Origin of the sequence: Endozoicomonas sp. G2_2, assembly GCF_017744135.1 — a bacterium.
Lineage (GTDB): Bacteria > Pseudomonadota > Gammaproteobacteria > Nevskiales > Salinisphaeraceae > Salinisphaera.
Genome location: NZ_JAGHQU010000010.1, coordinates 78,666 through 104,205, shown reverse-complemented (window position 1 = coordinate 104,205; position 25,540 = coordinate 78,666). Strand labels below are relative to the sequence as shown.

Annotated in this window: 26 protein-coding genes; 11 read left to right on the top strand and 15 right to left on the bottom strand. The window is 65.3% G+C overall.

Annotated features, from left to right (window positions below; genetic code table 11):
- Nucleotides 1-312 precede the first annotated feature (312 nt).
- Nucleotides 313-1,086: an SDR family oxidoreductase gene (locus J7355_RS13105; protein WP_209063412.1), complete on the bottom strand. Its 774-nt coding sequence runs from the start codon at nucleotides 1,084-1,086 to the stop codon at nucleotides 313-315.
- 298 nt (nucleotides 1,087-1,384) lie between these two features.
- Between J7355_RS13105 and J7355_RS13100 the strand changes: the two genes are divergently transcribed.
- Nucleotides 1,385-1,606 carry a DUF3072 domain-containing protein gene (locus J7355_RS13100; RefSeq protein ID WP_209063410.1) on the top strand — a complete coding sequence of 74 codons (222 nt, stop codon included), beginning with the start codon at nucleotides 1,385-1,387 and terminating at the stop codon, nucleotides 1,604-1,606.
- A 311-nt stretch (nucleotides 1,607-1,917) separates the two neighbouring features.
- Here J7355_RS13100 and J7355_RS13095 read toward each other — a convergent pair whose 3' ends face one another.
- The 4 genes from J7355_RS13095 to J7355_RS13080 form a co-directional block, all read right to left on the bottom strand.
- A complete protein-coding gene (locus J7355_RS13095; RefSeq protein ID WP_209063408.1) occupies nucleotides 1,918-2,406 on the bottom strand; it encodes a pyridoxamine 5'-phosphate oxidase family protein in 489 nt (162 codons plus the stop codon).
- A 356-nt stretch (nucleotides 2,407-2,762) separates the two neighbouring features.
- Nucleotides 2,763-3,686, bottom strand: coding sequence for a glutathione S-transferase family protein (locus tag J7355_RS13090; protein WP_209063406.1), 924 nt, complete (start codon nucleotides 3,684-3,686; stop codon nucleotides 2,763-2,765).
- Nucleotides 3,687-3,872: 186 nt separating this feature from the next.
- A complete protein-coding gene (locus J7355_RS13085; protein ID WP_247739979.1) occupies nucleotides 3,873-4,928 on the bottom strand; it encodes a serine hydrolase in 1,056 nt (351 codons plus the stop codon).
- Nucleotides 4,929-5,053: 125 nt separating this feature from the next.
- Nucleotides 5,054-5,644: an HD domain-containing protein gene (locus tag J7355_RS13080; RefSeq protein ID WP_209063404.1), complete on the bottom strand. Its 591-nt coding sequence runs from the start codon at nucleotides 5,642-5,644 to the stop codon at nucleotides 5,054-5,056.
- Between the two features lie 167 nt (nucleotides 5,645-5,811).
- Here J7355_RS13080 and J7355_RS13075 point away from each other — a divergent pair, with 167 nt between their 5' ends.
- From J7355_RS13075 to J7355_RS13065, 3 genes are all read left to right on the top strand, one after another.
- A complete protein-coding gene (locus tag J7355_RS13075) occupies nucleotides 5,812-6,366 on the top strand; it encodes a deoxyribodipyrimidine photo-lyase (protein ID WP_209063402.1) in 555 nt (184 codons plus the stop codon).
- A gap of 12 nt (nucleotides 6,367-6,378) precedes the next feature.
- The gene (locus tag J7355_RS13070; RefSeq protein ID WP_209063422.1) at nucleotides 6,379-7,197 is read left to right on the top strand and encodes a DASH family cryptochrome; all 819 of its coding nucleotides are present in this window, start codon (nucleotides 6,379-6,381) and stop codon (nucleotides 7,195-7,197) included.
- Nucleotides 7,198-7,411: 214 nt separating this feature from the next.
- Nucleotides 7,412-8,233 carry a hypothetical protein gene (locus J7355_RS13065; protein ID WP_209063400.1) on the top strand — a complete coding sequence of 274 codons (822 nt, stop codon included), beginning with the start codon at nucleotides 7,412-7,414 and terminating at the stop codon, nucleotides 8,231-8,233.
- Nucleotides 8,234-8,312: 79 nt separating this feature from the next.
- On the opposite strand, the gene J7355_RS13060 is transcribed toward J7355_RS13065, so the two are convergent.
- Nucleotides 8,313-8,756 (bottom strand): hypothetical protein, encoded by a 444-nt coding sequence (locus J7355_RS13060; RefSeq protein ID WP_209063398.1) that lies wholly within the window; start codon nucleotides 8,754-8,756, stop codon nucleotides 8,313-8,315.
- Nucleotides 8,757-9,047: 291 nt separating this feature from the next.
- Here J7355_RS13060 and J7355_RS13055 point away from each other — a divergent pair, with 291 nt between their 5' ends.
- Entirely contained in the window at nucleotides 9,048-9,278 is a 231-nt protein-coding gene (locus J7355_RS13055) for a hypothetical protein (protein ID WP_209063396.1), read from the top strand.
- A gap of 121 nt (nucleotides 9,279-9,399) precedes the next feature.
- Here the strand turns inward: J7355_RS13055 and J7355_RS13050 are convergent, their stop codons facing one another.
- From J7355_RS13050 to J7355_RS13035, 4 genes are all read right to left on the bottom strand, one after another.
- On the bottom strand, nucleotides 9,400-9,738 hold the full coding sequence (locus J7355_RS13050; RefSeq protein WP_209063394.1) for a hypothetical protein: 339 nt from the start codon (nucleotides 9,736-9,738) through the stop codon (nucleotides 9,400-9,402).
- Between the two features lie 306 nt (nucleotides 9,739-10,044).
- Nucleotides 10,045-10,377 (bottom strand): hypothetical protein, encoded by a 333-nt coding sequence (locus J7355_RS13045; protein WP_209063390.1) that lies wholly within the window; start codon nucleotides 10,375-10,377, stop codon nucleotides 10,045-10,047.
- Entirely contained in the window at nucleotides 10,364-11,698 is a 1,335-nt protein-coding gene (locus tag J7355_RS13040) for a hypothetical protein (RefSeq protein ID WP_209063388.1), read from the bottom strand. The genes J7355_RS13045 and J7355_RS13040 overlap by 14 nt, the downstream gene beginning before the upstream one ends.
- Before the next feature lie 333 nt (nucleotides 11,699-12,031).
- Nucleotides 12,032-13,063, bottom strand: coding sequence for a hypothetical protein (locus tag J7355_RS13035; RefSeq protein ID WP_209063386.1), 1,032 nt, complete (start codon nucleotides 13,061-13,063; stop codon nucleotides 12,032-12,034).
- A gap of 152 nt (nucleotides 13,064-13,215) precedes the next feature.
- On the opposite strand from J7355_RS13035, the gene J7355_RS13030 reads away from it, so the two are divergent.
- Nucleotides 13,216-13,860, top strand: coding sequence for a trimeric intracellular cation channel family protein (locus J7355_RS13030; protein ID WP_209063385.1), 645 nt, complete (start codon nucleotides 13,216-13,218; stop codon nucleotides 13,858-13,860).
- 57 nt (nucleotides 13,861-13,917) lie between these two features.
- On the opposite strand, the gene J7355_RS13025 is transcribed toward J7355_RS13030, so the two are convergent.
- Nucleotides 13,918-14,307: a group 1 truncated hemoglobin gene (locus tag J7355_RS13025; protein WP_209063383.1), complete on the bottom strand. Its 390-nt coding sequence runs from the start codon at nucleotides 14,305-14,307 to the stop codon at nucleotides 13,918-13,920.
- A 455-nt stretch (nucleotides 14,308-14,762) separates the two neighbouring features.
- Here J7355_RS13025 and J7355_RS13020 point away from each other — a divergent pair, with 455 nt between their 5' ends.
- The 3 genes from J7355_RS13020 (at nucleotide 14,763) to J7355_RS13010 (ending at nucleotide 17,318) form a co-directional block, all read left to right on the top strand.
- On the top strand, nucleotides 14,763-15,878 hold the full coding sequence (locus J7355_RS13020) for a GGDEF domain-containing protein (protein WP_209063381.1): 1,116 nt from the start codon (nucleotides 14,763-14,765) through the stop codon (nucleotides 15,876-15,878).
- A gap of 70 nt (nucleotides 15,879-15,948) precedes the next feature.
- Nucleotides 15,949-16,698, top strand: a complete 750-nt coding sequence (locus J7355_RS13015) for an MBL fold metallo-hydrolase (RefSeq protein WP_209063379.1) — start codon at nucleotides 15,949-15,951, stop codon at nucleotides 16,696-16,698.
- A complete protein-coding gene (locus tag J7355_RS13010; RefSeq protein WP_209063377.1) occupies nucleotides 16,695-17,318 on the top strand; it encodes a hypothetical protein in 624 nt (207 codons plus the stop codon). Before J7355_RS13015 ends, J7355_RS13010 begins: the two co-directional genes overlap by 4 nt.
- A gap of 178 nt (nucleotides 17,319-17,496) precedes the next feature.
- Here J7355_RS13010 and J7355_RS13005 read toward each other — a convergent pair whose 3' ends face one another.
- Nucleotides 17,497-19,593, bottom strand: coding sequence for a GGDEF domain-containing phosphodiesterase (locus tag J7355_RS13005; protein ID WP_209063376.1), 2,097 nt, complete (start codon nucleotides 19,591-19,593; stop codon nucleotides 17,497-17,499).
- Between the two features lie 554 nt (nucleotides 19,594-20,147).
- Here J7355_RS13005 and J7355_RS13000 point away from each other — a divergent pair.
- Together J7355_RS13000 and J7355_RS12995 are read left to right on the top strand one after the other, a co-directional pair.
- Nucleotides 20,148-21,590, top strand: coding sequence for a sodium:alanine symporter family protein (locus J7355_RS13000; protein ID WP_209063374.1), 1,443 nt, complete (start codon nucleotides 20,148-20,150; stop codon nucleotides 21,588-21,590).
- A 220-nt stretch (nucleotides 21,591-21,810) separates the two neighbouring features.
- The gene (locus tag J7355_RS12995; RefSeq protein ID WP_209063371.1) at nucleotides 21,811-22,503 is read left to right on the top strand and encodes a hypothetical protein; all 693 of its coding nucleotides are present in this window, start codon (nucleotides 21,811-21,813) and stop codon (nucleotides 22,501-22,503) included.
- Between the two features lie 122 nt (nucleotides 22,504-22,625).
- Here the strand turns inward: J7355_RS12995 and J7355_RS12990 are convergent, their stop codons facing one another.
- Genes J7355_RS12990 through J7355_RS12980 form a run of 3 tightly spaced genes read right to left on the bottom strand, consistent with a single transcriptional unit; the run spans nucleotide 22,626 to nucleotide 25,540 of the window.
- Nucleotides 22,626-23,852, bottom strand: coding sequence for a Bcr/CflA family multidrug efflux MFS transporter (locus tag J7355_RS12990; protein WP_209063370.1), 1,227 nt, complete (start codon nucleotides 23,850-23,852; stop codon nucleotides 22,626-22,628).
- Between the two features lie 56 nt (nucleotides 23,853-23,908).
- A complete protein-coding gene (locus tag J7355_RS12985; protein ID WP_209063367.1) occupies nucleotides 23,909-24,844 on the bottom strand; it encodes an acyltransferase domain-containing protein in 936 nt (311 codons plus the stop codon).
- Nucleotides 24,845-24,850: 6 nt separating this feature from the next.
- A complete protein-coding gene (locus J7355_RS12980; RefSeq protein WP_209063366.1) occupies nucleotides 24,851-25,540 on the bottom strand; it encodes a malonate decarboxylase holo-ACP synthase in 690 nt (229 codons plus the stop codon).

Here is a 25,540-nt window from a genome sequence, read left to right as displayed (position 1 = left end):
AACGGGCCGGCGGACTTATCTGACCCACAGGCTATATCGCCTTAAGTCTTGTCAGCCTCTGCCGGCCCGGCCGCTTCATCAGGACTAACGTCCTGTTTTATTTCGGCTTCGTCAAGATACGAGGTCTTGCATTGTGCATAGCGCGATTGACTCGCCCTCCAAATGCAACAACCCGCACTGAGATAGGCCTAAACTCAGGCCAACGGAAACGTTTCCCCTCTGCACGAGCAAGTGCCGAAAAATAATGCGGCCGGCAATTGCTCAGCCTCACGGCCAAACCTTACACGTTCACTTCCTTCTGCCCCGCCCGGCTCAGCGCGCGATATTCACACCACCATCGACGATCAGCGTCGAGCCCACGACGTAATCCCCGGCTCGGGACGCGAGATAGATCGCGGCCCCCGCCATGTCCTCGGGCTCGCCGATACGCTGGGATGGGATGCGGCCCTTGATCTCGTCGCCGTGGTCGCGGGCGACCTTGTTCATGTTCGAGGCGAAGGCGCCGGGGGCGATGGCGCTCACGGCAATGCCTTCGGGTGCCAGGCGTACCGCCATGCGCTTGGTGAGATGGATCACGCCGGCCTTGGAGGCGTGGTAGGAATAAGTTTCCTGCGGGTTGAGCGACAGGCCGTCGACCGAGGCGATATTGATGATCTTGGCGATGGGGCCGGCGGCGCGGGCTTCGAGCAGCATGGGCTTGAACGCCTGCGCCAGGAAGAACGGCGCTTTCATGTTGAGGTCCACCGCCTTGTCCCAGCCGCTTTCGGGGAACTCGTCGAACTCGGCGCCCCAGGCCGCACCGGCGTTGTTCACGAGAATATCCAGCGTCTTCTCGTGCTCGCGATAGGCCGCGACCAGGCCGTGGATGCCGTCCATGGTCGACACGTCGGCCGGCAACGAGACGCACGGCCCGATTTCCGAGAGTTCCTTCGCGGTTTCGTCGCAGGCTTCGGCCTTGCGGGCGGTGATATAAACACGTGCCCCCTGACGTAGCAGGCCTTCGGCGATCATGCGGCCGATGCCGCGGGAGCCGCCGGTGACGATCGCAACACGGCCTTCGAGTGAAAAAAGAGCAGCAGTATCCATTCCGAGTCCCCGGCAGTTGTGTTTCGGCCTGCTTGAATCGCAAGCGTGGATAAGGCGTTCGAGAATGGCGAAGCCTGTTTGAAGCGTCAATCGTCCCGGCGCGTGGCCGCCACAGGGGGGCTTGCATTGTGCAGCCGCCGGGGCCGACCGGCACGAATAAAGCGGCCGGTGACCTTTCAAGCGGTTTAAGCGCTGCGCGGCTAGCATCCGTCGATTTATTCAGTCGCTGGCATCTCCTGCATCCACGATACGGTACGTGTACGTATATACAGCCCTCTTTCTACATTGAAGGTACGCCATGACTGACAATCCCAAGAACGCCGAGCAGGCTGCGGATACGAGCAACGTCGAGAAGTCTCCAGAAAACTGGACGACCGGCGACGAAGCCATGACCGGCGCTCAGGCCTCCTACCTGCAAACGCTATGCGAAGAAGCCGGCGAGACGTTCGATGAGAATCTGACCAAGGCGCAGGCATCGGAGCGGATCGACGAACTGCAGGATACGGCCAATCGCGGGTAGTGGTAGTCCAGTCCGATCCGTAGTTCGCGCCAGGAGAACGCACAGGTTTCCGCACGCAAACGGGGCCTCGCAAACCTGGCGAGCCCCGTGTCACGACGGCGCCTGGCATGCCGTGAATAGACGGCATTAACGGGCGTAGTAATCACGTTGCTTCGCCTCGTTCACTCCGGCGCGGGTCGCGTCCGCCGGCGTGCGGCCAGTTAGCGGCGGGAACTTGCGGTGTGTTCGTGCAGGGCCCGCGCTCGGATTTTTTGTGTTCATAAAAAACGCCCGGCGAACCGGGCGTTTCTGTCGACAGGCTGTGAGGCTAATCAGCCGCCGAATTTCTCGTTTTCGCCAATGTTGGGCGTCTTGTCGCTCTCGATATTGGCCTTGGCCATTTCGTAGAGCTGGAAGACCTTGCTCTCCTTGGCGGCCCAGTGTTCGCCCATCTCGATGTCGATTTCGAGCATGACGACGTCCGGGTCTTCCTTTTCGGGCAACCAGGCGGCCACGCCGGGGTTCCAGTATTTGTCGATGATGGCCTGGTCGTCGGTAATACGCGCCTTGCCCGACATGGAGACGTAAACGCCGGCCTCCTGGTCGGAGAACGTCAGACAGACTTCGCTATCGCCCTGCTGAGCCTCGAGTACCTTTTCCGTGCTGCGACGGGTGTAGAACCAGATCGTGCCGTCGTATTCGTCCTGCACCAGATGCATGGGACGAGCGCGCGGTACGTTGCCGTCCTGCGTGACGAGCATGCCGACCTGGATTTCCTTGATGAGATTCCAGATCTTCTGTTTGTGTTCGGGGCTGGACATGGTCCTGTAATCCTTTGCGTGTGATGCGAATGCTTTTGACCGCGCGCTCGACGTTTGCGTTCGACACGGTCTCGATCAATCGATAGACACCGGAACCCGGCCGTCGAGCGCGGACCGCCACGAGCGGCGAGCCGGTCTGTGGCTCCGGCCTGACTCCGCATAACGGAAGAACGAACCGACTGAATGCGCGTGATGGATTCGCGTTGGCTTCGTATTTCGCACCACACCCGCATCGTGCGGGCAGAAAACCGCGCGCCGAAGCCTGCCCGTATCCGCCGTGCAGTTGGCGCCCGGCGAATCGGGCGACCGACGGGTGTATCGAGTGATGCCGCACGTACTTCGCTAACAGCGATCGACTACGCTGCCGTCAAGGCGTAGCCCGCGCGCGGAAAATACACGTGCAGCAATCCGAATTCCCGCGTATCCCGTGCGATGACGATGCGGTCTTCCGTGAATGCGGCCAGGGTTCCGGCGACGGGCACCTTGCCGTAGTCGGATGGCGCCACTTCGACCTTCGCGCCGATCGCGGCCGGCGTATCGGACACGCTTTCCGGCAGGGTTCGCGGTTCGGCCTCTTTCGCTATGGCAAACGCCTTGTCCTGCGTGAGCTCTTCACGCTCGCCGTGGCCGATCTCGCTGACACGCTGGTACCAGGCTTCGACCTGCGGGCCGGCTTCGAGCGGCCGGCGATTGCAGCTGACGTACAGCCAGAGCGGATGGAAACAGGCGAAATCGGCGACCGAAACGGCGTCGCCGCCGATCCATTCGTGCGTTTCGAGCCGGGTTTCCAGCTCGTCCAACAAAGCGTTCAATACCGCTCTGGCTTTCTCGCCCTGCGGCGCGCGGACCGTCGAGCCCTTGAGCAGGCTGATGCGGTCCTTGACGAACCGCACCGCGCCGATTGGCCCGAACTTGAGCAGCATCGTGGTGAGCAGTCGCGGCGTGGGCACCGCGCCGATCGCCGCGAAGAACGCCTTGCCCTGGGCCTGCGCCATGAGCGCCGCGGCGTCGGCGTCCACCTGCGCGGGATCGAGCGCCGGGCAGCTCAAGCGCGTGGCCAGTTCCCGCGCGATGAGCGCCGTATCGCAGAAGATGTCGGCACCGACCTGAGCGACGGGGATGCGACGGTAGCCGCCGGTGAGCGGGTCGAGGCTGGGCCGCGGGGGCTGCACCGGACAAAGCACGGAAGACCACTTCGCACCGGTCAGCCCGAACATCAGCCGGATCTTTTCGCCGTAGGGCGAGCCGTCGTAATGATGGAGAATCAGCGAGTCGTTCATGGCTATGGCTTTTCTCGGGTGTCGAATAGCGCGTGTCTACGTTGCCATGATGCCGCACGTCGGCAATCGGCTAAGAAACCGCACGGAATTTGGCAGGCCAGTATAGAAAGGCTTGCCATTGGAAAAAGGCGCCGCCGCCTGTGCCGTGGTCGATCACGTCGCACCCCCATATGGCCGGCGCCGAGTTCAGATCGCTTCGATAATCCGTTCGACAAGCGCGGCCTGCTGCTGGAAATAGCTGCCGTTCGACGGCGGCGTGGGGTCGGAGGTGATCACCACGCTCAGTTGTTTTGCGGGCACCACGAACAACACCTGGCCGCCGTAGCCGCGACCGTAATGGGCGGTGACGCCGGCGAGTTCGGTGGTGAACCAGCCGTAACCGTAGGCATCGCCGGTATAGACCGAGTTGGTGCGCGGCTGCCAGCTGGCTTCGATCCAGTCCTTGGAGATGACCTGTTCGCCGTCGACCTTGCCGTCGCGACAGATCATTTCTGCGAACGCCAGAAGCGCGGTGGGCGCGAGGCCCATTTCGTTGCCGCCGAAATAGATGCCCTGCGGATCGCGCGTCCATGGCGGAATTTCGATGCCAAGCGGCTCGCCGAGCCAGTCGCGCATGAGCACGAGCGTGCTGCGGCCGGTGGCTTGAGTGAGCGCAGCCGAAAGCAGGTGGCTGTTGCCCGTGGAATAAAGCATACGCCCGCCCGGCTCGGCCACGAACGGGCGCCGCAAGGCATTGGCGACCCAGTTGTCGCTGGCCACCCACGCGCCGTAATTGCCGCCAGAGGTACGCTCCAGCCCGGATTGCATCGACAACAGCTGGCCGACGGTGATCTCGCGAACGCGCGGGTCCACGTCCGCGGGCACGCGGTCGCCCAGCAGTTCGGCCACCGGCTGGTCGGCGCTTTCGATAACGCCGCGGTCGATAGCCGCGCCTACCAGCGTGGCGATCCAGGTCTTGGACAGTGACTTGATATTGACCGTCTCGCGGGTGCGGTGGCCGCGATACCCGCGTTCGATAACGGTTTCGCCGTTAACGGCAACGAGCAGCGTATGTGTTCGGGCCAGTTCGCCGGCGCGCTCGGCGATGTCGTCTCGCGCGTTCGCGTCGAACGCCGCGCTCGCGACCGCCGAACACACGAGCAGGCTCGCGAACACGATCGAGGGCGCGCACCTTCGAAACACGGATATCACGCGGACCGGCGACATGGGGCCGTGAGCAAACTTTTCGATGATCTTCGGCATGGCTTCGGTAGACCGCGCTCCACTGTACCCGGACACATCGCGCCGGCGATTCGGCTGACGTTACGCGGCACGACGCGTGCGGGATGAAACAGCGCGCCTACCGCATGCGCCGGGCAGTCGCGCGCCTAGGAACTTGGCGTGTCTGCGCGGTTGAAATGGGCGCGTACCAGTTCGCGCGCGTGTTGCCACAGTTCGGCGGAGCCGCGCGCGATGGGCGGGCCGTAACGCTCGTGCACCTGCTGCTCGGACACGCGGTTTTCTCTCCACGTGCCGCCGCCCGTGAGCGTGTTGAGCAATAGCGGCTGCAGGCGATCCAGCGCTTTGGCGAAGCGGGCTTCCGGCGTTTCGGCGGCCTCGAATTCGCGCCAGAGTGCGCGCAGCTTGCCGGCTTGCTCTTCCGGCAACAGCCCGAACAGGCGCTCGGCCGCGGCGTTCTCGCGGGCTTCGATCTCTGTCGAGTCGTGATTCCCATGAATGGGCGCGTCGCCCGCGTCGATCTCGACGATATCGTGAACCAGCAGAAGCTGGATGGCCCGGCCGGTATCTACGGCTTCGTCCTCGCCGAGCACGAGCGCGAACATCGCGAGATGCCAGGAATGTTCCGCCGAGTTTTCGCGCCGGCTTCGGTCGACGAGCGGCGACTGACGCACCACGGACTTCAGCGCGTCGATTTCCGCGAGGAACGCGAGCTGTTCGGCAATACGGTCTGCAGGCATGAGGTTCGCTGTCCGGAGCAGGTGGCCGCGCGGAACGATACAGCGCGCGGGGCCGGCGCGTAACCCGCCACGTCCATCGCGCCGGTCGAGCGAACGCGCCGTGTCAACCACGCAGCGGGCCTTTTGGGCGCAGTAATCCGATCGCTTGCCTGTGGCGTAGTGCAGTCATGCCCTGCCCGCCGACTTCTCAAAGCGCGATCGTCTGGTTCAAGAACGATCTACGCCTCGACGATAACCCCGCCCTCGCAAACGCTGCGGCGGCGCCGGCGTTGCTTTGCGTGTTCTGTGTGGACGATCGCTTCGAGGCGACAAGCGCATACGGCACGGCAAAAACGGGTCGGCATCGACGAGCGTTCATCGGCGAATCGCTCGCGGCGCTGCGCTCGGCGGTCGCCGAAGCCGGCGGCCGGCTGATCGTACGCCGCGGCGAACCGGAGCAGGTGCTGCCCGAACTGGCGGCCGCGCTTGGCGCCGATACGGTCTGGACCGAGCAGGCGATCGCACCGGAAGAAACAGCGCAGATCGAACGCGTACGCACGGCACTTGCTGGCGCAGCGGCACTGCGTACCGCCAGCGCCAACACGCTGTACCGGGAAAAAGACCTGCCGTTTGCGCTTGCCGACATGCCGCGGGTTTACACGCGGTTTCGCAAGCAGGTGGAAACCGGGGCAACGGTTCAGGCTGCAACGGATGCGCCCGAGCGTTTGCCCCCGGTACCCTAGGCGGCCCGCGCCCTGGCGGACCATTTTCATGTCATCGACTGGCCCCGCAACGAAACGCCGTTCGCGGGCGGCGAAGCGGCGGCCCGCGAACGGCTTCGCGACTACTTCTGGCGTACGCACGGCATTGCCGAATACAAGGCAACACGCAACGGCCTGATGGGCATGGCGTACTCGTCGAAATTTTCGCCCTGGCTTGCCGCGGGCTGTATTTCCGCGCGGCGTATCGCGGCCGCGCTCGCCGAGTACGAGACCGACGTCGTGGCCAACAAATCCACCTACTGGCTGTTGTTCGAGCTGCGCTGGCGCGAGTTCTATCACTGGATTCTCGCGGCGGAAGGCCCGCGTCTTTTCCACCGTGGCGGAATACAAGATCGACACGACCGGCCAACGGCCGCTGACGCGAATGTGCTCACGGCCTGGCAGCGCGGCGAGACCGGCCTGCCGTTCGTGGATGCCGCAATGCGCGAACTGGCGGCGACGGGCTATATGTCCAACCGCGCGCGCCAGAATGTCGCCAGCTATCTGGCCCGCGATCTCGGCCAGGACTGGCGCCACGGCGCCGCCTGGTTCGAAACACAGCTGGTCGACTACGACGTGGCGAGCAACTGGGGCAACTGGGCGACCGTCGCGGGCGTGGGCACCGACAAGCGCGACAACGGTTTCGACGTGCTCGCCCAGGCCGAGCGTTACGACCCGGACGCCGAATACGTCAGCCACTGGCTACCCGAACTACGCGCCCTGCCCGTGCGCGAACGCCATCGACCCTGGCAGGCCGACGACGACACGCGGGCAGCGATCGGCTACCCGTGCCTGCTGCCGCCGCGCGGCTGACGCAAGCCGCCCTGCCTTGCACAAACCTTTGAAGCGCGACGGACGACAGCAGCCGCCGTCCGCCGCAAACCGGATTTCGCCTACAGACCGGGCGCCGAACACAGCCTTCGCCCGTAAAGAGCTGCGCTGTACAACAAGAATTCAACCGATTGGCGAGTCGAGCTAGGCTCGACGTTCGAGCGCTAAGCGCAGCTGTCATGGAAGGGGGTCAACCATGGCTTTTCGATATCGATTCGCCGTTCTCGTCGCGCCTGCAATGCTGCTTTCCGCTTGCGTGAGTTCCCCGTATCTCGACCCGCCCGCCTGGTTGACCGCCGAGAACTCGCCGGTCTGGACGTCCGCGGACCGTTCGCGTTTCGTCGATAGTATCGAGCCGGGCGAGACGACGCTCGGGGATGTCGTCGCGATGTATGGCCCGGCCATGGCTTACTCAGTCGACGCCAGCGGCGGCGAGAAAACCTCCGACCTGTTCTGGTACGGCGAGACCGGCTTCGACCAGCCCTGGGCCTCTGTGGTCGTGCCCGGCGGCTTCGATGCCTGGAGCGCGAGCAGCCCGGTGCTGGCGGTACAGACCAGCGAGGGCGTGAACAAGCGCCGGGCGGCGGCGGGCGTATCGGCAGCCGAGGTAGAGCCACCCGCCACGGCTGCGGCCGCGGAACCGTCGACGCCGCCGCAGGAAACGAACGGCGATACGGCGTCATCCGCCGAAAGCGCGCGCTCGCCGGCCGTTGAAGACGCGCTGGCAGACGGAGTGATCGGGCCGGGCGAAATCAACAACGACATTGCTGCCGCGATGGCCGCATTCGGCCAATCCGGGGGCACGGTATCGAGCTTTCGCGCCCGCTTCGGCCCGGAAGCGGAGTACGACGAGGACACGCGGCTTTTCCGCAAGGTTGGCGCCACGCTGTTCTATGGCAGCGAATACGGCGGCGGCCCGAGCGTCTGGGTCGAATTCGACGGCGACAACCGCTACGAATCCACCATGATTCACGTGCCGCGCGGCGGCGACAAGGCGCCTTACGAACGGTTTTTCTAGCGCGCGCCGTCGTGCGGCATGGACGACGCGGCGGCTCGTGACCGACGAGCCGCGTGGCGTCGAGTTCGCGTTGTGCCGGCTACTGCCCCTTCTCGCGCTCGAACTCGGCCATCGCGCTCATCACGTCGTCGTAATCCGCTTCCTGTTCGGCCGCGGCATCGGCCATGGCGTCCAGATCGTCGGTCGGCATGGCGTCGGTACGCGGCGGCGCGGGGACGTGCTCGTCCGGCGCTGGTGAGGCGTCGCCGCGACTGGCGGCGGCTTTCGGCGCGCGGGTACCCTGCCTTGCCGGCTTGTCCTGCGACGCGCTCGGCTTCGCCCTGCTGTTTTCGCTTTCGGTGGCACAGATACAGGTCTGATCGTCGGTCCAGATCACCTGCGTGATCTGCGCACGCCACTGTTTATTGGCGCGGGTGACGATCTGCACCGTATCGCCAACGCTCACGGGCTGGGCCGTCTTGCAGCCCCAGTCGCCGTTGCGCAGTTTGCAGGGGCTGGCTTCGATCAGTTCTTGTTCGCTCATGGTTTCCATCACGGAGAAAACGGGCTTGCGCGGGCATCCGCTACGCACGCTATGGGTATTCGGCCGTAATTTCCAGACGGCCCGCGGCATTTCGCACGTCGAACGCGCAGGTACGCGCGGCCAGGCCCATGCCGGCCTGGCACGCATAAAGGCCGCTGACCACCAACCTCACTGGTACGTGGCGACACCGGCGCTTTCGTGCTGATCCGCCGATGCGGTGGCACAGCGTTCAGCTTCGCGTCACGCAGCGGGCGCATACTGCGCTGTGACGACTCTTTCGGAGAATCCGCCATGCGTAAATTGTTGTTCGTTCTCGCTGTCGCGCTTTGCGGCGCAGGCCTGCAGGGTTGTGTGGTGGCCGCGGCCGGTGCGGGTGCTGCCGGCGGCTATGCGGCACACGAGGAAGGCTATCGCGTGCAGTCGCCGGTGAAGAAGGATGAGGCCGGCCATTACGAGGGCCAGAATCCGGTCACGCACGACGAGAGCAAGGACCAGACGCCGGACGACGACGCCGACCGCTAGCGTTGCGCCCCAGAGAATCTGCATCGTCGCCGGGCGGCCGTGATCACGGTCGCCCGGCGGCTACGCGCATGAGCAACCGGCCTTAACCGCGTTTCCGCCGGGATCCGCGACAGCCTCCCCATCAGCCGCCGCCTGCAGCGCGCGATTCCGGGGCGAGTGATTGCCACCAATGCGCATAACGGCTGTTCTCCGGCTTCTTGCGCGTCTCGTCCGGCGCCCCGTCTGTCCACCAGATCGCGCCACGTTCGCCGAGCGCGACCTTGGCGTCGTGCACGTCGGCACGCGCCGCCTTTCTCTGTTCGTCGCTTTCTGCGTGTTTGACCGCGCGCCGCGCCGCCATGAGCTGCTTGACCCGACGCGCACGCGTTTGCTCGCTCAGCGCAGGATCGCTACGCCGCCAGAGCCGCCCTTTGGCAACGAAGTACCGACCGTCCGGCGTTTGCGGATAATGCTTTGCCATCGTGGTTCCGTGCATGACATCGAACGACCGCGATCGCGCAGCGCTGCAACAACCTGCGAGGTAGGCCCCGATTCCACGCCAGGATTGCCATGGGGCACGTTGCACGCCGTATTGGCGAGACGCTCAGCAGCAGCGCCAGGCGTCGCCGATCATGCGATGGTCGTTACCGAAAATACCGACATTCGTTTGCACCCGATTGTCCCACACCACGCGGTCGGGCCTGTCGATGACGACCATGTTGCCGCTCTCCGTCGCCAGTCGCGTTTCATCTACAACTCTCCGCCCGGTGGCGATCGCGGTCGATCGCTACTCGCTACGCTTGCTGACCGACTCGCTGGTCTCCTCGTACGAATAGCTGTACTTCGTCGCACCACAGAACCCGACGCTCGTGCGCGTACGACCAGGGCCGATGTTGTATTCGCCGGCCTCCTCGGTCTCGCCAGTGTCGTAGAGCAGATCCATCATCACGTGTACCGGCACGCCGCAGGCGTTGCGGAACTTGAGCGTGAGTGCCAGACGTTCGGGCTCGTCGTAAGTGCAGGAGGAAAGCGCTGACTTGCCGGGATGACGTATGGTCTCGACGAGTTGCACGCAGCCTTGCATGCCGCCGGCGATGGGCTCGACTTCAGGTTCGGGCACGGGCGCGTTCCAGGGCGCGCCGGCGCTCCGCGCCCACTGTCGAGACATATCCTTCGGGCGTAACCACGACCCGACGGTCTCGTGTCTCGGCCATCATGGTCTGTATGTTGCGATTCGCGTTCTGGAACGCGGTCATCATCGCCTGTTGGGAGCGCTGCTTGCGCGCGTATTGCGCCTCCTTGGCGTTGGCATAGCGCAGCAGGTTGTCGATGCCGGCATAGGCCTCCTCGATGCCCGAGCGCGCATAAGCCAGCTGGCCCTCCGGGTCCACCAGTGCCTTGCGCTCGATGCCGTAGGTCTGTTCCCAGAGGGCGGTTTCGCGGGCCTCGAGCTCAGGCCAGTCGGCGGTATAGGCCGCGAAATCGTAGGCGTCGGCCACGTTCCCGGCGCAACGGATATAGCGCTCGTTGGCGGTAATTTCGCGCCGGTTGTATTCCGCGTTCTGGTTGATGTTCGGCGCTGTCCGATAGCTGCCGCACCGGGCCTCGCGCAGCGCCGCGGCCATCGTGCGCGGTTTGTAGGTGTTGTTGATGAAATCCGTATAGCGGCGGTTCGCCTCGGCCGCCGCGACGCGCTTGTCGCCGTGCCCGGCAAGCCGTTGTACAAAGGCCTGGCGCGCCGCGGCCGCCGCGTCCACGCCGCTCGTGAGCCCCTCGGCCTTCGTCACGAAGCCGAGGTTATCGATACCGCGATAGGCACTGCCCTGAATCAGCCGCGGCGCGCGGGTCTTGAACTCCCGCATGAAGTCGTCGTCGCTCAACTTGCTCTGGCCGCTGCTGTACGCAATACAGGCCGGGCAGAAGGTCCACGGCGTCACGACCTGACCGTTTACGAGTCGTTCACCGACCGGCGGCAATGGCGCGTAAAGATAGGCGCGCTGGTTGTATCCGAGGGTTACGGCGACCCTTGCGATCGGTGCCCAGCTGCGGATCGCCTCTGCGGATACATTGCGCTTGGGGGTGAGCACGAAGCGGTAGACGGGCACGTCGTCCTGCATGTCGTAACGCACTGCCACGTCGATGAGGCCGAGCCGTTTCAACGCGCCGACATCCTGCCCGTAACCATAGCGCGACCGATACGGCTGGCTGAAGCTCGACGCGGGCGCGCGGCTGGCGCCGATCAGGCGCGCCGCCTTGGCATAGTGCCGGCTTTCGCCCGGCAGTCCACGCTTGGCCACGGCCGCGTCGCGAATCCCCCGTTCGGGATTTTCCCCGCGTAGCGTGCTGTTTACATACTGACTTTGGTCCATCGTGGACGCGCAGCCCACCAGTCCAAGCACAACAGCCACCAGCACGCAGCCGCATGCAACCCGCTTACCCATCCCGTGCCCCTTCCACGCCAATGCTGCCAACGCGCTGCAACAGCGTTTGCGGCGTGCCCCTTGTTGTTGTTGAAAACAGTTAAGTGCGCCCGCGCGGCGATTGCAATACGCCGGGCAAGCCGGTCTGGAGAGCGATGCGGCACGGCACGCTGAGCGCACGGCCTGCGTGTGCGTGCAAGATATTGGTGGATCTGGAAATAACGCGTCGCTTGGCGGCACCCAACAAGGACGGCGCGCTTTCGACGGGTGCGCGCGGGAGGGCGTCGCCCGCGATGGGCACGCCGTCATCCGCGCAACGCTATCCTGGCGCGATGGCGACGCGCGCCCTGCCCGCTAACCCAGAATCGCCGCCACGGCGTCGGACCGGTAGAAATCTTCCAGCTGGCGACGGATCGCGGGGGCGAGCAGGCCCTTGGCGCGCAGCGCCTCGATGACCTGCGGCAGAAAACGCATGCCGTCACGCACCATCATGTCGCGCGTGACGCCGATGTCTTCGAGCAGGTCGGTGAGCGTGGCGTCGCGGTAGTTTTCGAAGAACACGTCGACACCGCGCTCGATGAGCTCGCGGTAGATGGGCATACGCCGCAGCCGCTGCCAGTACTCATAGCCGATGACGAACAGTTCCTCGATGTCGAGTTGACCGGCGAAGTCGCGTACCGAGGCAACCGAGCGGTGCTTGTTGTCGTCCCAGAAATCGAGGATGGCCTGGCGCAGTTCGTCCGACTCGAAGGCGTCGTGCAGATAGGCCTCGCTGGCCTGCATGCCGGCTTCGGTATTGCGTTCGACATAACGCCGGATGCCGCGCTCGAGGGTATCGCCGATTCGTGGCGGCGCACGGTCGACCACGGCCCGGCCGAGCTTCATCGCCGTGCGGGCGCCGGGCACGCGCGCGGCGAGCCGCTTGCTGTGGGCAACGTAGCCCCGCAGACCGGAATACAGCAGCTGCGCCACGAGGTTCGCGAAAACCGGGTTGGATACCGACTGGTGGATAACCTCTTCACGCAGACGCTGCATTTCCAGGAGCTTGTCGAGCAGCTCCTCGAACTCGCGGTCGGGCAGCAGTTCTTCGAGCGTGGTCTGCTCCTGTACCGGGTGTTCATAAAGCGCGACCGCGATATCGCCGACGAGTGCCGGAATCGCCCCGCCGATCTTCATGTCGACCGCGTAATCCACCGCGGTGTGTTGCACGGATTCGACGCTGATCACGTCGGCGAGCCGAAGCTTCGCGGCGTCAGCCAGAAGCCAGTCGATGCGGCGTTCGAGCTCGGCCTGCAACGCCTGCCCGTCAAGCCGCGCCAGCACCCACTCGACGTGCGCGTCCAGCAGGACCTCAGCCTTCGAGCCTGCAAATTCGTCGGTGTCCATCATCGGTCGGCTGCGCTGGGAGACGGGACGCTGATGTTATCAGTCTGCGATGTCAGGCGGCGTGGTGTCGGCGCGCGTGGCGACCCATCGATGACCCGGCATGGCGCGGTACGGGCCCGCACATTTAATATGCCACGCATCACCGCCGCGCCATGCACCCGACCGCTTCGATCGCCATGCAGCTTTTACTTTCCGTGCTCGAACTGGCGGGCACCTTCGTTTTCGCCATCAGTGGCGCGATGGCCGCGGTACAGAAGCGGCTGGATATCTTCGGGCTGGCGGTGCTGGCGTTCGCGACCGGTACGGTGGGCGGTATCACGCGTGATCTGCTCATCGGCGCCACGCCGCCGCTGGCGATCGCCGATGTGCGTTACGGATTGACGACGATGGCAGCCGCGCTGGTGGTCTTTTTCGGCCATCGACTGGTCGACCGCATCAGCCGGCCGGTGGCGATCTTCGACGCCGCCGGGTTGTCGCTGTTCGCGGTCGGCGGTTCGATTCGGGCGCTCGAATACGGCATTTCGCCGGTCATGGCCGCGGTGATGGGCATGATCACGGGCATCGGCGGCGGCATCATGCGCGACGTGCTTATCGATCGCCTGCCCATGGTGCTGGCGCCGACCGAGCTCTACGCCACCGCGGCGCTGCTGGGCTCGACGATCACCGTGACGGGCATGACGCTCGGCTGGCCGTTCGTGCCCACGGTCATCGTGGCTGCGACACTATGTTTCTTTCTGCGCTACATGGCCATGCGGCGCGGCTGGCATCTGCCGGTGCCACGCGTCGGCGATCGATAACGGTTCAGCCACAAGACGGGACGAGTCGAGCCCGCCCCGCCTTGCGGACGATGACGCTCAAGCCGCGTCGGCCACCACCATCGTTCGGTAGCTTTCGATGATGTCCATGAAGTCGATGACTTCCTGTCGCGGTACACCGAGTTGGTAAAGCGTGTTGCGGATTTCGTGCGCCGTGACGTCGAACTCGTATTCCGACAGCCCGAGATGCTTGTGGGCTTCGAACATGTCGCGGCCCGGATAGCAGGCCGGGCCGCCAGTCTTTTCGATACTCCAGGCGGTGACCATGAACTTGTAGCCGGCCTTGTACTGATCGGCGTGAAATTCCTGGACCTTGTCGTTGGCGTTGTTGAGCGTGGCGTTGGTGTGCAGTCGGTCGATCAGGTAATCGACCGCGCTGGCGATCGCGTAGGCGCCGCCCAGACGCTCGTACAGGGTTTGTTCTGCCATCGTTTCCTCCTATCTCGCGTGAATCGGTCGTTTTTATCGGTGTATCGCCCTTGAATCGTCGCGTTCAATTGCGGGCGATGTTTTTTGGCACCACAGATTACCGTCGCGTACCAACCGACGCGTTACCCGCTCTCTCAAGACAAGGACCGGCCCATCGCGAGCGCGGTAACCGGGATACAATCGAAACCGCGGCGCGCGGCCAGGCGAAACCGTCGGGCCTGGCCCGGCGTCGTTCTCGACCTGACCGACTCGGTATTCACGTAATGGCTCGCCCCGGCCGATAGACGTTTCATGGACACACGCACCCCGTTCGCACGGCCGCGCGCCATGCACGACCGCACTGCCCACACGGTGCGACCGCATTCGGTGAGCCCGCATGGCGGGGCTGCCGGTGGGCGAACGGCCGGCGTTTTCGAACCGTCGGGCGCGACGCGTGCTCGAATGGACGCGGCACCATGAGCGACCCCGCGGGCCGGCCCGCACGTCGCGCGCGCATCGCGGCCACACTGGCACTCGTTCCCGGGCTGCGTCCGTCGATCGCAAGGGCATGGGTGAGCGAGGCCACGCCCGATCGGGATTCCGATCCGTCGCAGCGGCATCGACGCAACCTGCTGCGGTTGCTGCTCGCGTTCACCGTGCTGTTCGGCGCCGTCTTCACCGCGATCAACTTCAGCGCGGGCAAGTACGCCCTGATGACGATCGAAATCGTGATCAGCCTGTTCGCCATCTGGCTTCTGAGCGTCGTTCCCCGCACGCCCTATCTGAAACGCTGGTCGCTGATCTATCTGATCACCCTTTACAGCGGCACCATGTACGCGTTCGCCTCGCCGAGCACCTCCATCACGGTCTTCAGCTGGGTGCTGGTGATGCCCGTGCTGGCCCACCTGCTGCTCGGCCGTTGGGTCGGCGGCCTGTTCTCGGCGTTCTATCTCATCATGTCCGCGGCGATATTTCTCTGGCGTTTTGGCACCGAAGGCGTACTGGAAACGCCGGGAGCAGTCGCCAACGTGGTGACCGTGACCAGCTGCAGCTACCTGTTCTCGCATGTGTACGAAGCCAGCCGCGAACAGGCCGAACGCCAGCTCTCGGAAATGGCGCTGACCGACTCGCTTACCGGGCTGGCCAATCGCGCCCAGCTCGAGCGGCGTCACGCCCGCGCGTTGGCCCAGCGCGATCTGCCCCTGTCGCTCCTGATGATCGATCTGGATTATTTCAAGCGCATCAACGATGCCCACGGCCACGACACGGGCGACGCTGTACTACGCGACGTCGCCGACATCATGCGAGAAGATATTCGCAAGGCCGATGTCGCCTGCCGGCTCGGTGGCGAGGAGTTCTGCCTGCTGTTGCCGAATACCGACGCGGACCATGCCGAGCAGCTGGCTGAACGCCTTCGCGCGCGCATCGAAGCCATGCGCTGCACGCACCGCGACATCGTGCTGCGACTCACCGCCAGCATCGGCGTGGCGACGGCAACCGGCGACGCGGACAAGCTCGACTCCCTGCTTCACGCCGCCGATAAGAATCTTTACCGAGCCAAGCTCGCCGGGCGTAACCGCATCGCCTGTTGACCGTCGGAATGCGCGACGCGGAATCGCTGCGCCGCTATGATGGCGCCCTGTTCCTTGCCACGCCTTGCCCATGAGCGCCGACGCTTCGCGCCTGTTCCTGCTATGCCTCGGCACGGGTCGCGGCGCGACGGCTGTGTACGACGGCGACGCGAGCAGTTCCGCGGCATTGCTGGTCGATGGCGAACCCGTGCTGCTCGTCGATGCCGGCTTCGGTGTCGTGCGCGCATGCAAGGCGGCGTTCGGCGCCGTACCGCGGACCCTGCTGATCACCCATAACCACAGCGACCACGCCGCGGAACTGCCGGTGATCCTTGCGGCCGAATGCGCACGCGATCATCGCCCGCGCGTGATCGCCGCCGCTGAAGTCGCGACCACGCTGCGCGCGCATCGTCTTCACGAGTTGCACAGCACCGGCGCGTCCCCATCGGCCTTCGCGGACTGGCAGGACGTGGCGCCCGACACGCCGATTGCATTGACCGACACACTATCGCTGCGGCTGCTGCGCGCACGCCACAGCGAACCCTGCTATGGGTTCATTGTGGAGGCGAACGGCAAACCGCTGCTGGCTTATGGCGGCGACTCCGCCTGCGACGACGATTACTACGACCGGCTCTGGGTGGCGCCGCATGTCGTGCTCGACGCGCGCGGTCGCGCGAATGCCGAGCACGCAAGTTTCACCCAGGTGGCCGCCTATACCGCGGAACGCCCCACACGCGATCTGCATATCACCGGCTACGGCCGGCCCGAGCAGGCGCCGGCCGAACTCACCCCGCTGCGGCCCGGCGAATGCATCGATCTGAACGGGAATCCGGGGACATGAACAGCGCTGTCGCCGTCGAGCGGCTTATACTGGCGATCTATTGGCTTTCGCCGTACGCCTGGATCGACGCGCTGCTCGCGCGCTTTGAAAAGCGGGGCGATATCGACCGCTGGCGTGCCCGCCGTTATCTCGCGTCGGAGCTCTATATCGCACTGTGGCTGTTGGGCGCCCTGCTGCTCTGGCTGGGCAACGGCGGGCTGGTCGCATGGCTGATCTGGCCTGCGCTGCTTCGGGTGGTCGGCATATTGACCAAGGAACTGGGCGTGATCCTGTTCGGCCGCTGCAAGGTGACCCCCGGGCGCATGGTCGCCGCCACCGGCCGCACGATCGTGCTCGCGCTGGAGAACTACTTCACGGCGGCGCTGCTCATGGCGTTTGTCTATACCCAGGCGGGCGTTTTCGACGGCGCCCCGGCGACGGCCGACGCACAGCTCGGGACGGGCGCGGCGCTGATCCAGTCGCTATCGATCCAGTTCGCGTTGACCCCGGCGTTCAAGCCCGTGGATCTGCTCAGCTGGTCACTGGTGATTTTTCACGCCGGCTTCGCATTTCTGTTCAGCCTGATCGTGATTTCGCTGTTCGTGTCGCTCCTCAAGATCGGCAGCGCGGACCACCGCTAGCGCCGGCCACGGCCGGCACCTCAATGCCGGTTCGCATCTTTCACGACCGGCAAGCCGACGCCGCCGTGGGGGTTCCACGCAAGATCCGCCGTCAGTGAACCGCGGCAGCCGTGGGGTCCACTCCACTGGGCGCGGGCCGCGGGCGATAACGCTCGACATACGCAGCTCGCAACACGTGTCATGCATACGGCGCTCCACACGCGGCGTCTTCGCTCGATGCACCTTCCACCATCCGCTGCGCCCGCATGAACTGCTCGAAGGCCTCGGTGGGCAGCGGCTCGCTGAACAGAAAACCCTGTTGCAGATGACACTGGTGGGCGAGCAGGAAGCCGCTGGCTGCCTGCGTTTCCACGCCCTCGGCAATGACGCGCAGGCCCAGCCCCTGCGCCAGCGCGATGATGGTGCGCACGATGGCGAGATCGTTGGCATCGTTGAGCGCGTCGGCAACGAACCGCTGATCGATCTTGAGCTGATCGATCGGCAGACGCTTGAGGTAGTAGAGCGACGAATAACCGGTACCGAAATCGTCGAGCGAAAATCGCACCCCGCGTGACCGGAGCTGGATCATGCGTGCGGCGACATCCTCGACACAGTCCAACAGCACGCTCTCGGTGAGCTCCAGTACGAGCTTGCTGGCATCGACCCCGGTGGCGTCCAGCGCGGCGCAGACCTCGTCGACGAAATCCGGATGATGAAACTGGCGCACGCTGACATTGACCGCAACCGCGATGCGCGCCATGGCGGCGTCCTCGGACCACACGCTGAGCTGATGGCAGGCCGCACGCACCACGAAGACGCCAAGCGGCACGATCAGTCCGGAGGTTTCGGCCACCGGGATGAATTGGTCCGGGCACACCAGACCACGCCTGGGATGACGCCAGCGCAACAGCGCCTCCGCGGCGACCGAATCACCGGCGAGATCGACCTGGGGCTGGTAGTAGAGCTCGAACTCTTGTTGCCGGAGACCCATCTGGATCTCGCTTTCCAGCGCGACCCGCTCGTCGATCGCCGCCTGCATGTGAGGCGCGTAGAACTGCACCGCGTGTCCGCCCGCTGCCTTGGCGCGGTACATGGCGATATCGGCCTGGCGCAGCAGGGCATCCGGGGTGTCGTGGGTGCTGCCGAAGATCGCGACCCCGATGCTGCAGGTGGTGCGACGGTGCCGAAGCACGCTGAAATCGTACGGCCCCTCGATCGACTCAAGGATCTTGTCGGCTACCTGCTGTACCGCGTTGACGATCGCGGCCTGCGAATCGCCCAGGCCTTCCATCATCACCACGAATTCATCACCGCCGAACCGCGCGACCGTGTCCTGCGCCCGCAGGCAGGACAGTAGCCGGCGCGCCACCTCGAGCAGCATCTGGTCGCCGGTGTGATGACCGAGCGTGTCGTTGAGCGTCTTGAAATCATCGAGATCGATGAAAAAGATCGCGCCGGCCAGCTTGTGGCGTGCCGCCGCGCGCACGGCCTGACCGAGCCGATCGGTCATGAGGCGGCGATTCGGCAGCCGCGTGAGCGGGTCGTAATACGCTAGAAATTCGATCTGTTCCTCGGCGGCCTTGCGTGCACTGATGTCGCGGATCACGCCGAACAGGCCCAGCGACTCGCCCTGCACGTCCCGCTGCAACCGGCCCTGCGCCCAGATCCAGCGCAGCGCGCCGTCGGCGCGGCGGATGCGACACTCGAATTCCCAGGGCCGCACGGCGTCCATGGCGTCTGCAAGGCTCTGTTTAACCCGTGCCTGGTCGCTGTCGATCACGTGCTCGATAAAGGTCTCGTAGGACCAGTCCGGCAGCTTGTTCTCGTAACCGAAGATGCGGTCGTGCAGTTCCGTGCGCCATGCCTTGCCGGTACGCAGATCGAGACTCCACGCGCCCAGTTCGCCGGCCTCGAGCGCCACTTCCAGCTGATCCGATAGATCCTGCTCGGACGATTCGCCGAGCGAGCGACGCGTGAGGATGAGCACGGCCCCCGCGAAGGTCGCGGCGTCGCCGTGAAAATTGTGGCAGGCGAGATACGCGGGCAGCGGTCGGGCATTGCAAGGCAACAGCGTGACCCGCATGGGATCGGCCGGTGCCGGCACCGACTCGCTGCGCTTCAGACAATCCCGGCTTTGCGCATCGAAAAAGGTGTCGATCGACTGGCCGAGGAGTTCCCCGGCACCGCCCAGCCCGAGCAGCGCCGCCAGCGCCTCGTTCGCGAAGAGCACCTGTCGACGACTGTCCAGGACACACAGCCCTTTTTCTCGGGCGGCCGCCGGCTGTCGCGAATCCATCATCAACCCTGCCCTCCCGAAATCGCTGTGATTATTGTTGTCGCGGATCGGCTGCAGAAAACGCCCTGTCGCGACGAACACGATCGCGGCGGCGTAGGGCCTTCTTTCTCCTTTTCACTATTGGTTTATAGCAGCCGGCGCGGCGGCGCAAACGGTTTCCGCGCGCGCAATTGCACGGCCCAAAAAAAGCAATAGTCGTTGACCACTTGCCATCGCGAGGCGCGCGGCGTGGGGTTGGCGACCGGCCGACGCGTGCCCGACAACCTGCTGAAATGCGCGATAAAACGGCGCGCTCGGCCGCGGCCCAACGGCTGCTCGGCGCGACAGGCGCAACACCCTGCATCACTGCTGTTCCCGGCGTTTCGCTGGCGTTTTATTGCGCTGCGGTGTATTTGTTGAAACTCGATTACCTGAACGGTTGGGTCGTACCGGGGGGTGCGAGATGCGTGCGGTGTACCGGCCGCCTGTCACCACGACGGGCTGTTGTCGGCCGCCTGCCGCGAGCCTGCCCCCCCCCCCCGCCGCGCCCGCCGCCACGCAAACAAGGACCCGCGATGTCCGCCATCATCGACTTTCTCAACAGCATCCTCTGGGGCTATGTGCTCGTCTACGGTCTGCTGGCCGTCGGCGTGTTCTTCACCATTCGCCTGGATCTGTTGCAATTTCGCCATTTCGGCGAATTCTTCCGGGTCATCGTCGGATCGCGCGGCGCGACCGCCGACGGCATCTCGCCCGTTCAGGCGCTGACCATCAGTCTTGCGTCGCGCGTGGGGACCGGCAATCTGGCCGGCGTGGCCGTCGCCATCTACCTGGGGGGTCCCGGCGCGGTCTTCTGGATGTGGCTCGTCGCCCTGTTCGGTATGGCGACCGCCTATGCCGAATCGACCCTGGCGCAGCTCTACAAGGTACGCAATGCCGAGTCCCAGTATCGCGGCGGCCCGGCGTTCTACATGGCCAAGGGCGTGGGCTCGCGCTTGATGGGCATGGTGTTTTCGGTCTGTCTGCTGGCCTCGTTCGGGCTCGTGTTCTCGGCCGTGCAGTCGAATTCCATCGCCGAGGCCATGGATTCGGCATTTTCCATTCCCAAAGCGGTAAGCGGCATCGCGGTGGCGCTGGTCGCCGGTATCGTGATGTTCGGCGGCATTCGCTCCATCGCCCGTGTCGCCGAAAAGGTCGTACCGATCATGGCCGGGCTGTATCTGCTGCTCGCGCTCTACGTCATCGTGGTCAATATCGCCGATGTGCCGGGCGTGCTCGCGCTGATCGTCAAGTCGGCGTTCGGTTTCGAACAGGCGGCCGGCGGTTTCACCGGCGGCATCATGGCGACCCTGCTCAACGGCGTGAAGCGCGGCATGTTCTCCAACGAAGCCGGCATGGGCTCGGCGCCGAATATCGCCGCTGTCGCGGTCCCCGACCCGCACCACCCGTCCAGTCAGGGGCTTGTGCAGGGCCTCGGCGTGTTCATCGACACCCTGCTCATCTGTACCGCCACGGCGTTGATGATCCTGCTTTCCGGCGTGATCGATTACGGCCCGGATGGCGTCACCGGCATGGAATTGACCCAGAACGCGCTCAGCGCCCACATCGGCTTCGCGGGGCCGGCGTTCGCCTCGATCGCGATCCTGTTCTTCGCGTTTACCTCAATCATCGGCAACTATTCCTATGCCGAGAACGCGATGGAGTTCATGGGGCTCGGCCAGCGCGCTTCGCTCGCGGTGCTGAAACTCGGCGCGCTGGGCATGGTGATCTGGGGCGCACTGCAGCCGGTCACCACGGTGTTCAACTTCGCGGACGCCACCATGGCAATGATGGCGACGATCAACCTGATCGCCATTCTGATCCTGTCGAAGACCATCTATACCCTCACCCGCGACTACTTCGCCCAGCGCAGCGAGGGCCATGAGCCGCTGTTCCGGATCAAGGATCATCCGCAGCTGTCCAAGGGTATCGACGAATCGATCTGGAATCGCAACGTCGAGGCCGAACGCAACGCGTGAGCGCGACCGGCGCGCGCCGGTTCCGAGGGGATGGCGCGACGCCGGGCGTAAGGGCGTGCGAATCGACTCGAGGGGGTCGCTCTAGCGGACTGACTCGCGGCGATTTTCAACGCCGCTCGTATTGTGCTTTTCGCGGCTTCGCGCGATGATATGAGCCGGTACGGGTTTCGCACACATGTTTCGGTGTGGTCGCCATTGCTGCGACCAGGATTCAGAGGCGATGAAAACTCTTCGCAACATTCGCACGCAGACCGCCTGCGCGCTGCTTCTGGCAGCGGGTGTCGGTGGCGTGTTCGCGTTGTCCTACCTCGACGAGCCTCCCGTACCGGACACCGAACCGCGCCAGGCCAGCGCCGAACCCACCAGCGCGCCGGCCGATCGCGCGGCGGCGAGGTCAACGCAAACCGACAAGACGCCCGCCGAGAACGGTATTGCCCTGCGTCTCGACGAAGCCGGCACGCTCGAGCCCGTCACGCCGGTCGAGCCGGCGCCTCCGAGTGCCGACGCCGAGATTGCCGCCAACGGCGTGGACGCGTCCGCAGCCGGTGATTTCGTGGAGAGCGATGCCGAGCAGCGCGAGCTCAATCTCCAGGTGCCGCGCGACGCCGATGTCGCCGCACTGGTCGAAGCCCACGCCGCGCCGGACAACGAAGACAGCGCCGCTGCGCAGCCCGCGACCACCAACATCACGCTGAACGCGGACGGCGAAGTCGAGTTCTCGCCGGAAGTGGAGTCGTTCAACATCTTCAACCCGGATTACGGTCTGCGCGGCTTCATGAAGCAGAGCTGGATCAACCAGCGCGTCGCATTCCAGGGTGGATTGGGCCTGGATGACGACCGTATCGACAAGGCGAAGAACGACGACCTGCGCGACAATATCGCCGTCGGCATGGGCCTGATTCTCGCCTTCTAGCCCGCCGCCCGCCGGGCCGTGAACCGGCCTGTCGCGTGGCCGCGCGCCGGACCAAACCGCTCCTTCGTGCCCGCTGTTCGCTTTCGAAAAAACGAGTCGCGGGCCGTTAAATACCGCCCGAATCAGGCGTTTGTCGCGTCCGCCGACGCCTCGCGCGTGACCGCACGCAGCATGACATAGGCAAGCGTCGAACCGGCAGAGGCCGCGCACATCACGATCGCCATGGCTGCGGCATCGCCACCGAACACGCCGACGAACCAGGTCGCCAGCGCCCCGCAGCTGAATTGCACGACGCCGAACAGCGCGGAGGCCGCACCGGCGGCGTCCGGCGCCTGATCGAGCAGTCCGGCAACCGTGTTCGCACCGGCCACGCCCACCGTGGACAGCAGGAAGAACAGCGGAATCGCCACGCCCCAGAAGCCGCCGAAGCCGGTCAGCGTGGTCGCCAGCAGCACCAACGAACAGCCGAGCGTGTTCGCGACCGCGACACCGAGCAGCGTGCGGTAACCGAAGCGCATCACGAGCCGTCCGTTGGCTGCCGTACCGACCAGCATGGCGAGCACATTGGCGCCGAAGTAGAAACCGAATACCGACTCGTCGACACCGAACTGGTTGATATAGATGAACGAACTCGCCGCCACATAGGAAAACAGGGCGCCGAACATCAGCCCGCCACAAACGAGAAACAGCGTGATCGGCCCGCGCCGCAGAAGCGCCAGATAACCGATGTACTGGGCCACCAGACTGCGATCGCGGGTGCGTCGCTCCGGCGGATGCGATTCCGGCAGCAGCGCCGTCAACGCGACCAGACACATCAGCGCATAAACGCAGAGCAGCCAGAAGATGCCCTGCCAGCTGGCGAACGTGAGCACGAGTCCACCGACGATGGGCGCCACCAGCGGCGCGGTTGCCATCACCATCACGACGAACGACATCACGCTTGCCGCCTTGGCGCCGGCAAAGCGATCGCGCACGACCGCCCGGGCCATGACCGGCGCGGCGGCAGCCCCGAACCCCTGGGCGGCGCGCGCCACGATGAGCATGCCGACCGATGTCGACAACGCACAGGCGACCGCGGCAACCAGATACAGCGTGATGCCGAAATACAGAATCGGCCGCCGTCCGTAGCGGTCCGACAGCGGGCCGTAGGTCAGCTGACCGGCCGCCAGCCCGAGAAAGAACAGGCTCAGGCTGTACTGGACATAGGCCGGGTCGACCGCGAACTGCCGCGCCAGCCCCGGCATCGCCGGCAGGTACATGTCGATCGACAGCGGGGCGATCGCCGTAAGCATGCCGAGTACGGCGATGAAGATGAAATAGCGGCCGCGGCTGAGCGGTGGTTGCGCCATGCGGGCGGCTCCTTTGGCTGCGCGCGGCAACCGGGATGGCGATACGCGGCGCCGTTTCAGTCGGCAATCGTGCCTGCACGCCGGATCAGGGCCGCGGCATTATGCCAGCCGGCATCCACCACGGCCACGGCCTCACCGGGCCCGTCCATCGCCGGGTGCAATCCCGTGAGCACCCGCGCCGGCGGCATCTCGATGGCCAGCGCGAAACCCGACTCATGCGCGATCCGCGCGCTCGCCGCCCAATGGACGGTACGCGCCATGTTGTTGACCAGGTCGTCGCGCACATCGGCGCTGCGCCAGAGCCGGCGTCGGGCGTTCGCGCTGAAGTACGCCAGCCGCGGCGCGACGAACGTCGACGCCGCCACCGCATTGCCGAGCGCGGCCGCGGCATCGTCGAGCAACGCGCAATGCGACGGCACGGCCATGTCCAGGCGCACGACACGGGACGCGCCGGCGGCGGTCGCTCTCGCCTGCATGTCCGCGAGCGCATCGTCGCGGCCCGCCACCACGATCTGCTGATCGCTGTTCACGTTGCTGACATGCACGATCCAGCCATCGGCCTGTGCGCTGTCGACCAGTTCGCGCACCACGCTTTCGCCCAAACCGATCAACGCGCTCATCCCATAGCCTTCGGGAAAGGCATCGCGCATAAGTGCACCGCGCCGGGCCACAAGGGCCAGCGCATCCGCAAAGCCCACCGCACCGGCGACCACCGCGGCCGGCCAGGCGCCAATGGATAACCCCATCACGCCAGCCGCGGGGCCGCCCGCCTGTTCGAGATGACGCGCACTCGCTACCCCGACGATCGTCAATGCCAGCTGCACCGTTTCGGTATCCGCCAGCGCTTCGGCCGTATCGAGACTGGCGCGGTCGCGGCCGAGCACGGTTTCCGCCTCTTCCACGGTGTCGCGAACGGGGCGACTGTCCGGCAGGCTCGCGAGCATGCCGGCGCGCTGGGCGCCCTGGCCGGGGAAAGTGAACAGCACACTCATCGGAAACTACCCGCGTGCCCCGGCGCATTCGTCGGGCGCGCTAACCTCGGCTGGCGACGTCGCATCCCACGGGTCGGTGCACAGGAACGGTCCGGTATCGCTCTTGATCAACACCTGGCGTGCCGTCGAGGCCCAATCCGCCAGCGCCATGCCGCCCACCGGGGTTTCGATCTGCACGTCGCAGCGCGCAGGCGCGGCCGCGAGCGCGGTCTGCAACGCGCGCGCTTGCGCGCGGTCGACGGGTTCAGACGCGCGCAGCAACAGATCGAGATCGGATCGCGCATGGGTCACGGGGTGGCCCGTGGCCAGTTCGTAGCCCACTGCGCCGGTCACGCCCCACGGCCAGCGCGCGCTGTCGAGCACGTCGGCAGCGACATCGAGTGCGGCGATCGCCGGCACATCGCGCCGTCGCGCATGAGAACGCCAGCCCCTGGCCTGGGCAATCGCCTCGGGCGCGTGACGACGCCCGATCGCATGGGCCGCCACCCGGTCGCCGTGTCGCTCGCCGCGGCTCTCGCCGCGCACGCCGACCGGCACACCGCGAGCGTTTCTCGGTGCGCGACGCACCACCAGCGGCGCGCCTTCGGCAACGGCCTGCAGCGCCCACGCCGGCGTCGGCCCGATCAGCGCAACCGCGTCTGCAAAGACGAGATCATGCGGTCGAAAACCGTTGTCGCTGGCGCTGTAATCGAACAT

Excerpts from the sequence above, each read along its gene's own strand:
- J7355_RS13090 (WP_209063406.1), bottom strand. The coding sequence starts at position 3,686 with ATGAACGACTCGCTGATTCTCCATCATTACGACGGCTCGCCCTACGGC.
- J7355_RS12980 (WP_209063366.1), bottom strand. The coding sequence starts at position 25,540 with ATGTTCGATTACAGCGCCAGCGACAACGGTTTTCGACCGCATGATCTC.
- J7355_RS13100 (WP_209063410.1), top strand. The coding sequence starts at position 1,385 with ATGACTGACAATCCCAAGAACGCCGAGCAGGCTGCGGATACGAGCAAC.
- J7355_RS13060 (WP_209063398.1), bottom strand. The coding sequence starts at position 8,756 with ATGAGCGAACAAGAACTGATCGAAGCCAGCCCCTGCAAACTGCGCAAC.
- J7355_RS13050 (WP_209063394.1), bottom strand. The coding sequence starts at position 9,738 with ATGGCAAAGCATTATCCGCAAACGCCGGACGGTCGGTACTTCGTTGCC.
- J7355_RS13015 (WP_209063379.1), top strand. The coding sequence starts at position 15,949 with ATGAGCGCCGACGCTTCGCGCCTGTTCCTGCTATGCCTCGGCACGGGT.
- J7355_RS13065 (WP_209063400.1), top strand. The coding sequence starts at position 7,412 with ATGGCTTTTCGATATCGATTCGCCGTTCTCGTCGCGCCTGCAATGCTG.
- J7355_RS13020 (WP_209063381.1), top strand. The coding sequence starts at position 14,763 with ATGAGCGACCCCGCGGGCCGGCCCGCACGTCGCGCGCGCATCGCGGCC.
- J7355_RS13000 (WP_209063374.1), top strand. The coding sequence starts at position 20,148 with ATGTCCGCCATCATCGACTTTCTCAACAGCATCCTCTGGGGCTATGTG.
- J7355_RS12990 (WP_209063370.1), bottom strand. The coding sequence starts at position 23,852 with ATGGCGCAACCACCGCTCAGCCGCGGCCGCTATTTCATCTTCATCGCC.
- J7355_RS13040 (WP_209063388.1), bottom strand. The coding sequence starts at position 11,698 with ATGGGTAAGCGGGTTGCATGCGGCTGCGTGCTGGTGGCTGTTGTGCTT.
- J7355_RS13075 (WP_209063402.1), top strand. The coding sequence starts at position 5,812 with ATGCCCTGCCCGCCGACTTCTCAAAGCGCGATCGTCTGGTTCAAGAAC.
- J7355_RS13085 (WP_247739979.1), bottom strand. The coding sequence starts at position 4,928 with ATGCCGAAGATCATCGAAAAGTTTGCTCACGGCCCCATGTCGCCGGTC.
- J7355_RS13035 (WP_209063386.1), bottom strand. The coding sequence starts at position 13,063 with ATGGACACCGACGAATTTGCAGGCTCGAAGGCTGAGGTCCTGCTGGAC.
- J7355_RS13030 (WP_209063385.1), top strand. The coding sequence starts at position 13,216 with ATGCACCCGACCGCTTCGATCGCCATGCAGCTTTTACTTTCCGTGCTC.
- J7355_RS13080 (WP_209063404.1), bottom strand. The coding sequence starts at position 5,644 with ATGCCTGCAGACCGTATTGCCGAACAGCTCGCGTTCCTCGCGGAAATC.
- J7355_RS13005 (WP_209063376.1), bottom strand. The coding sequence starts at position 19,593 with ATGGATTCGCGACAGCCGGCGGCCGCCCGAGAAAAAGGGCTGTGTGTC.
- J7355_RS13025 (WP_209063383.1), bottom strand. The coding sequence starts at position 14,307 with ATGGCAGAACAAACCCTGTACGAGCGTCTGGGCGGCGCCTACGCGATC.
- J7355_RS13095 (WP_209063408.1), bottom strand. The coding sequence starts at position 2,406 with ATGTCCAGCCCCGAACACAAACAGAAGATCTGGAATCTCATCAAGGAA.
- J7355_RS12995 (WP_209063371.1), top strand. The coding sequence starts at position 21,811 with ATGAAAACTCTTCGCAACATTCGCACGCAGACCGCCTGCGCGCTGCTT.
- J7355_RS13010 (WP_209063377.1), top strand. The coding sequence starts at position 16,695 with ATGAACAGCGCTGTCGCCGTCGAGCGGCTTATACTGGCGATCTATTGG.
- J7355_RS12985 (WP_209063367.1), bottom strand. The coding sequence starts at position 24,844 with ATGAGTGTGCTGTTCACTTTCCCCGGCCAGGGCGCCCAGCGCGCCGGC.
- J7355_RS13105 (WP_209063412.1), bottom strand. The coding sequence starts at position 1,086 with ATGGATACTGCTGCTCTTTTTTCACTCGAAGGCCGTGTTGCGATCGTC.
- J7355_RS13055 (WP_209063396.1), top strand. The coding sequence starts at position 9,048 with ATGCGTAAATTGTTGTTCGTTCTCGCTGTCGCGCTTTGCGGCGCAGGC.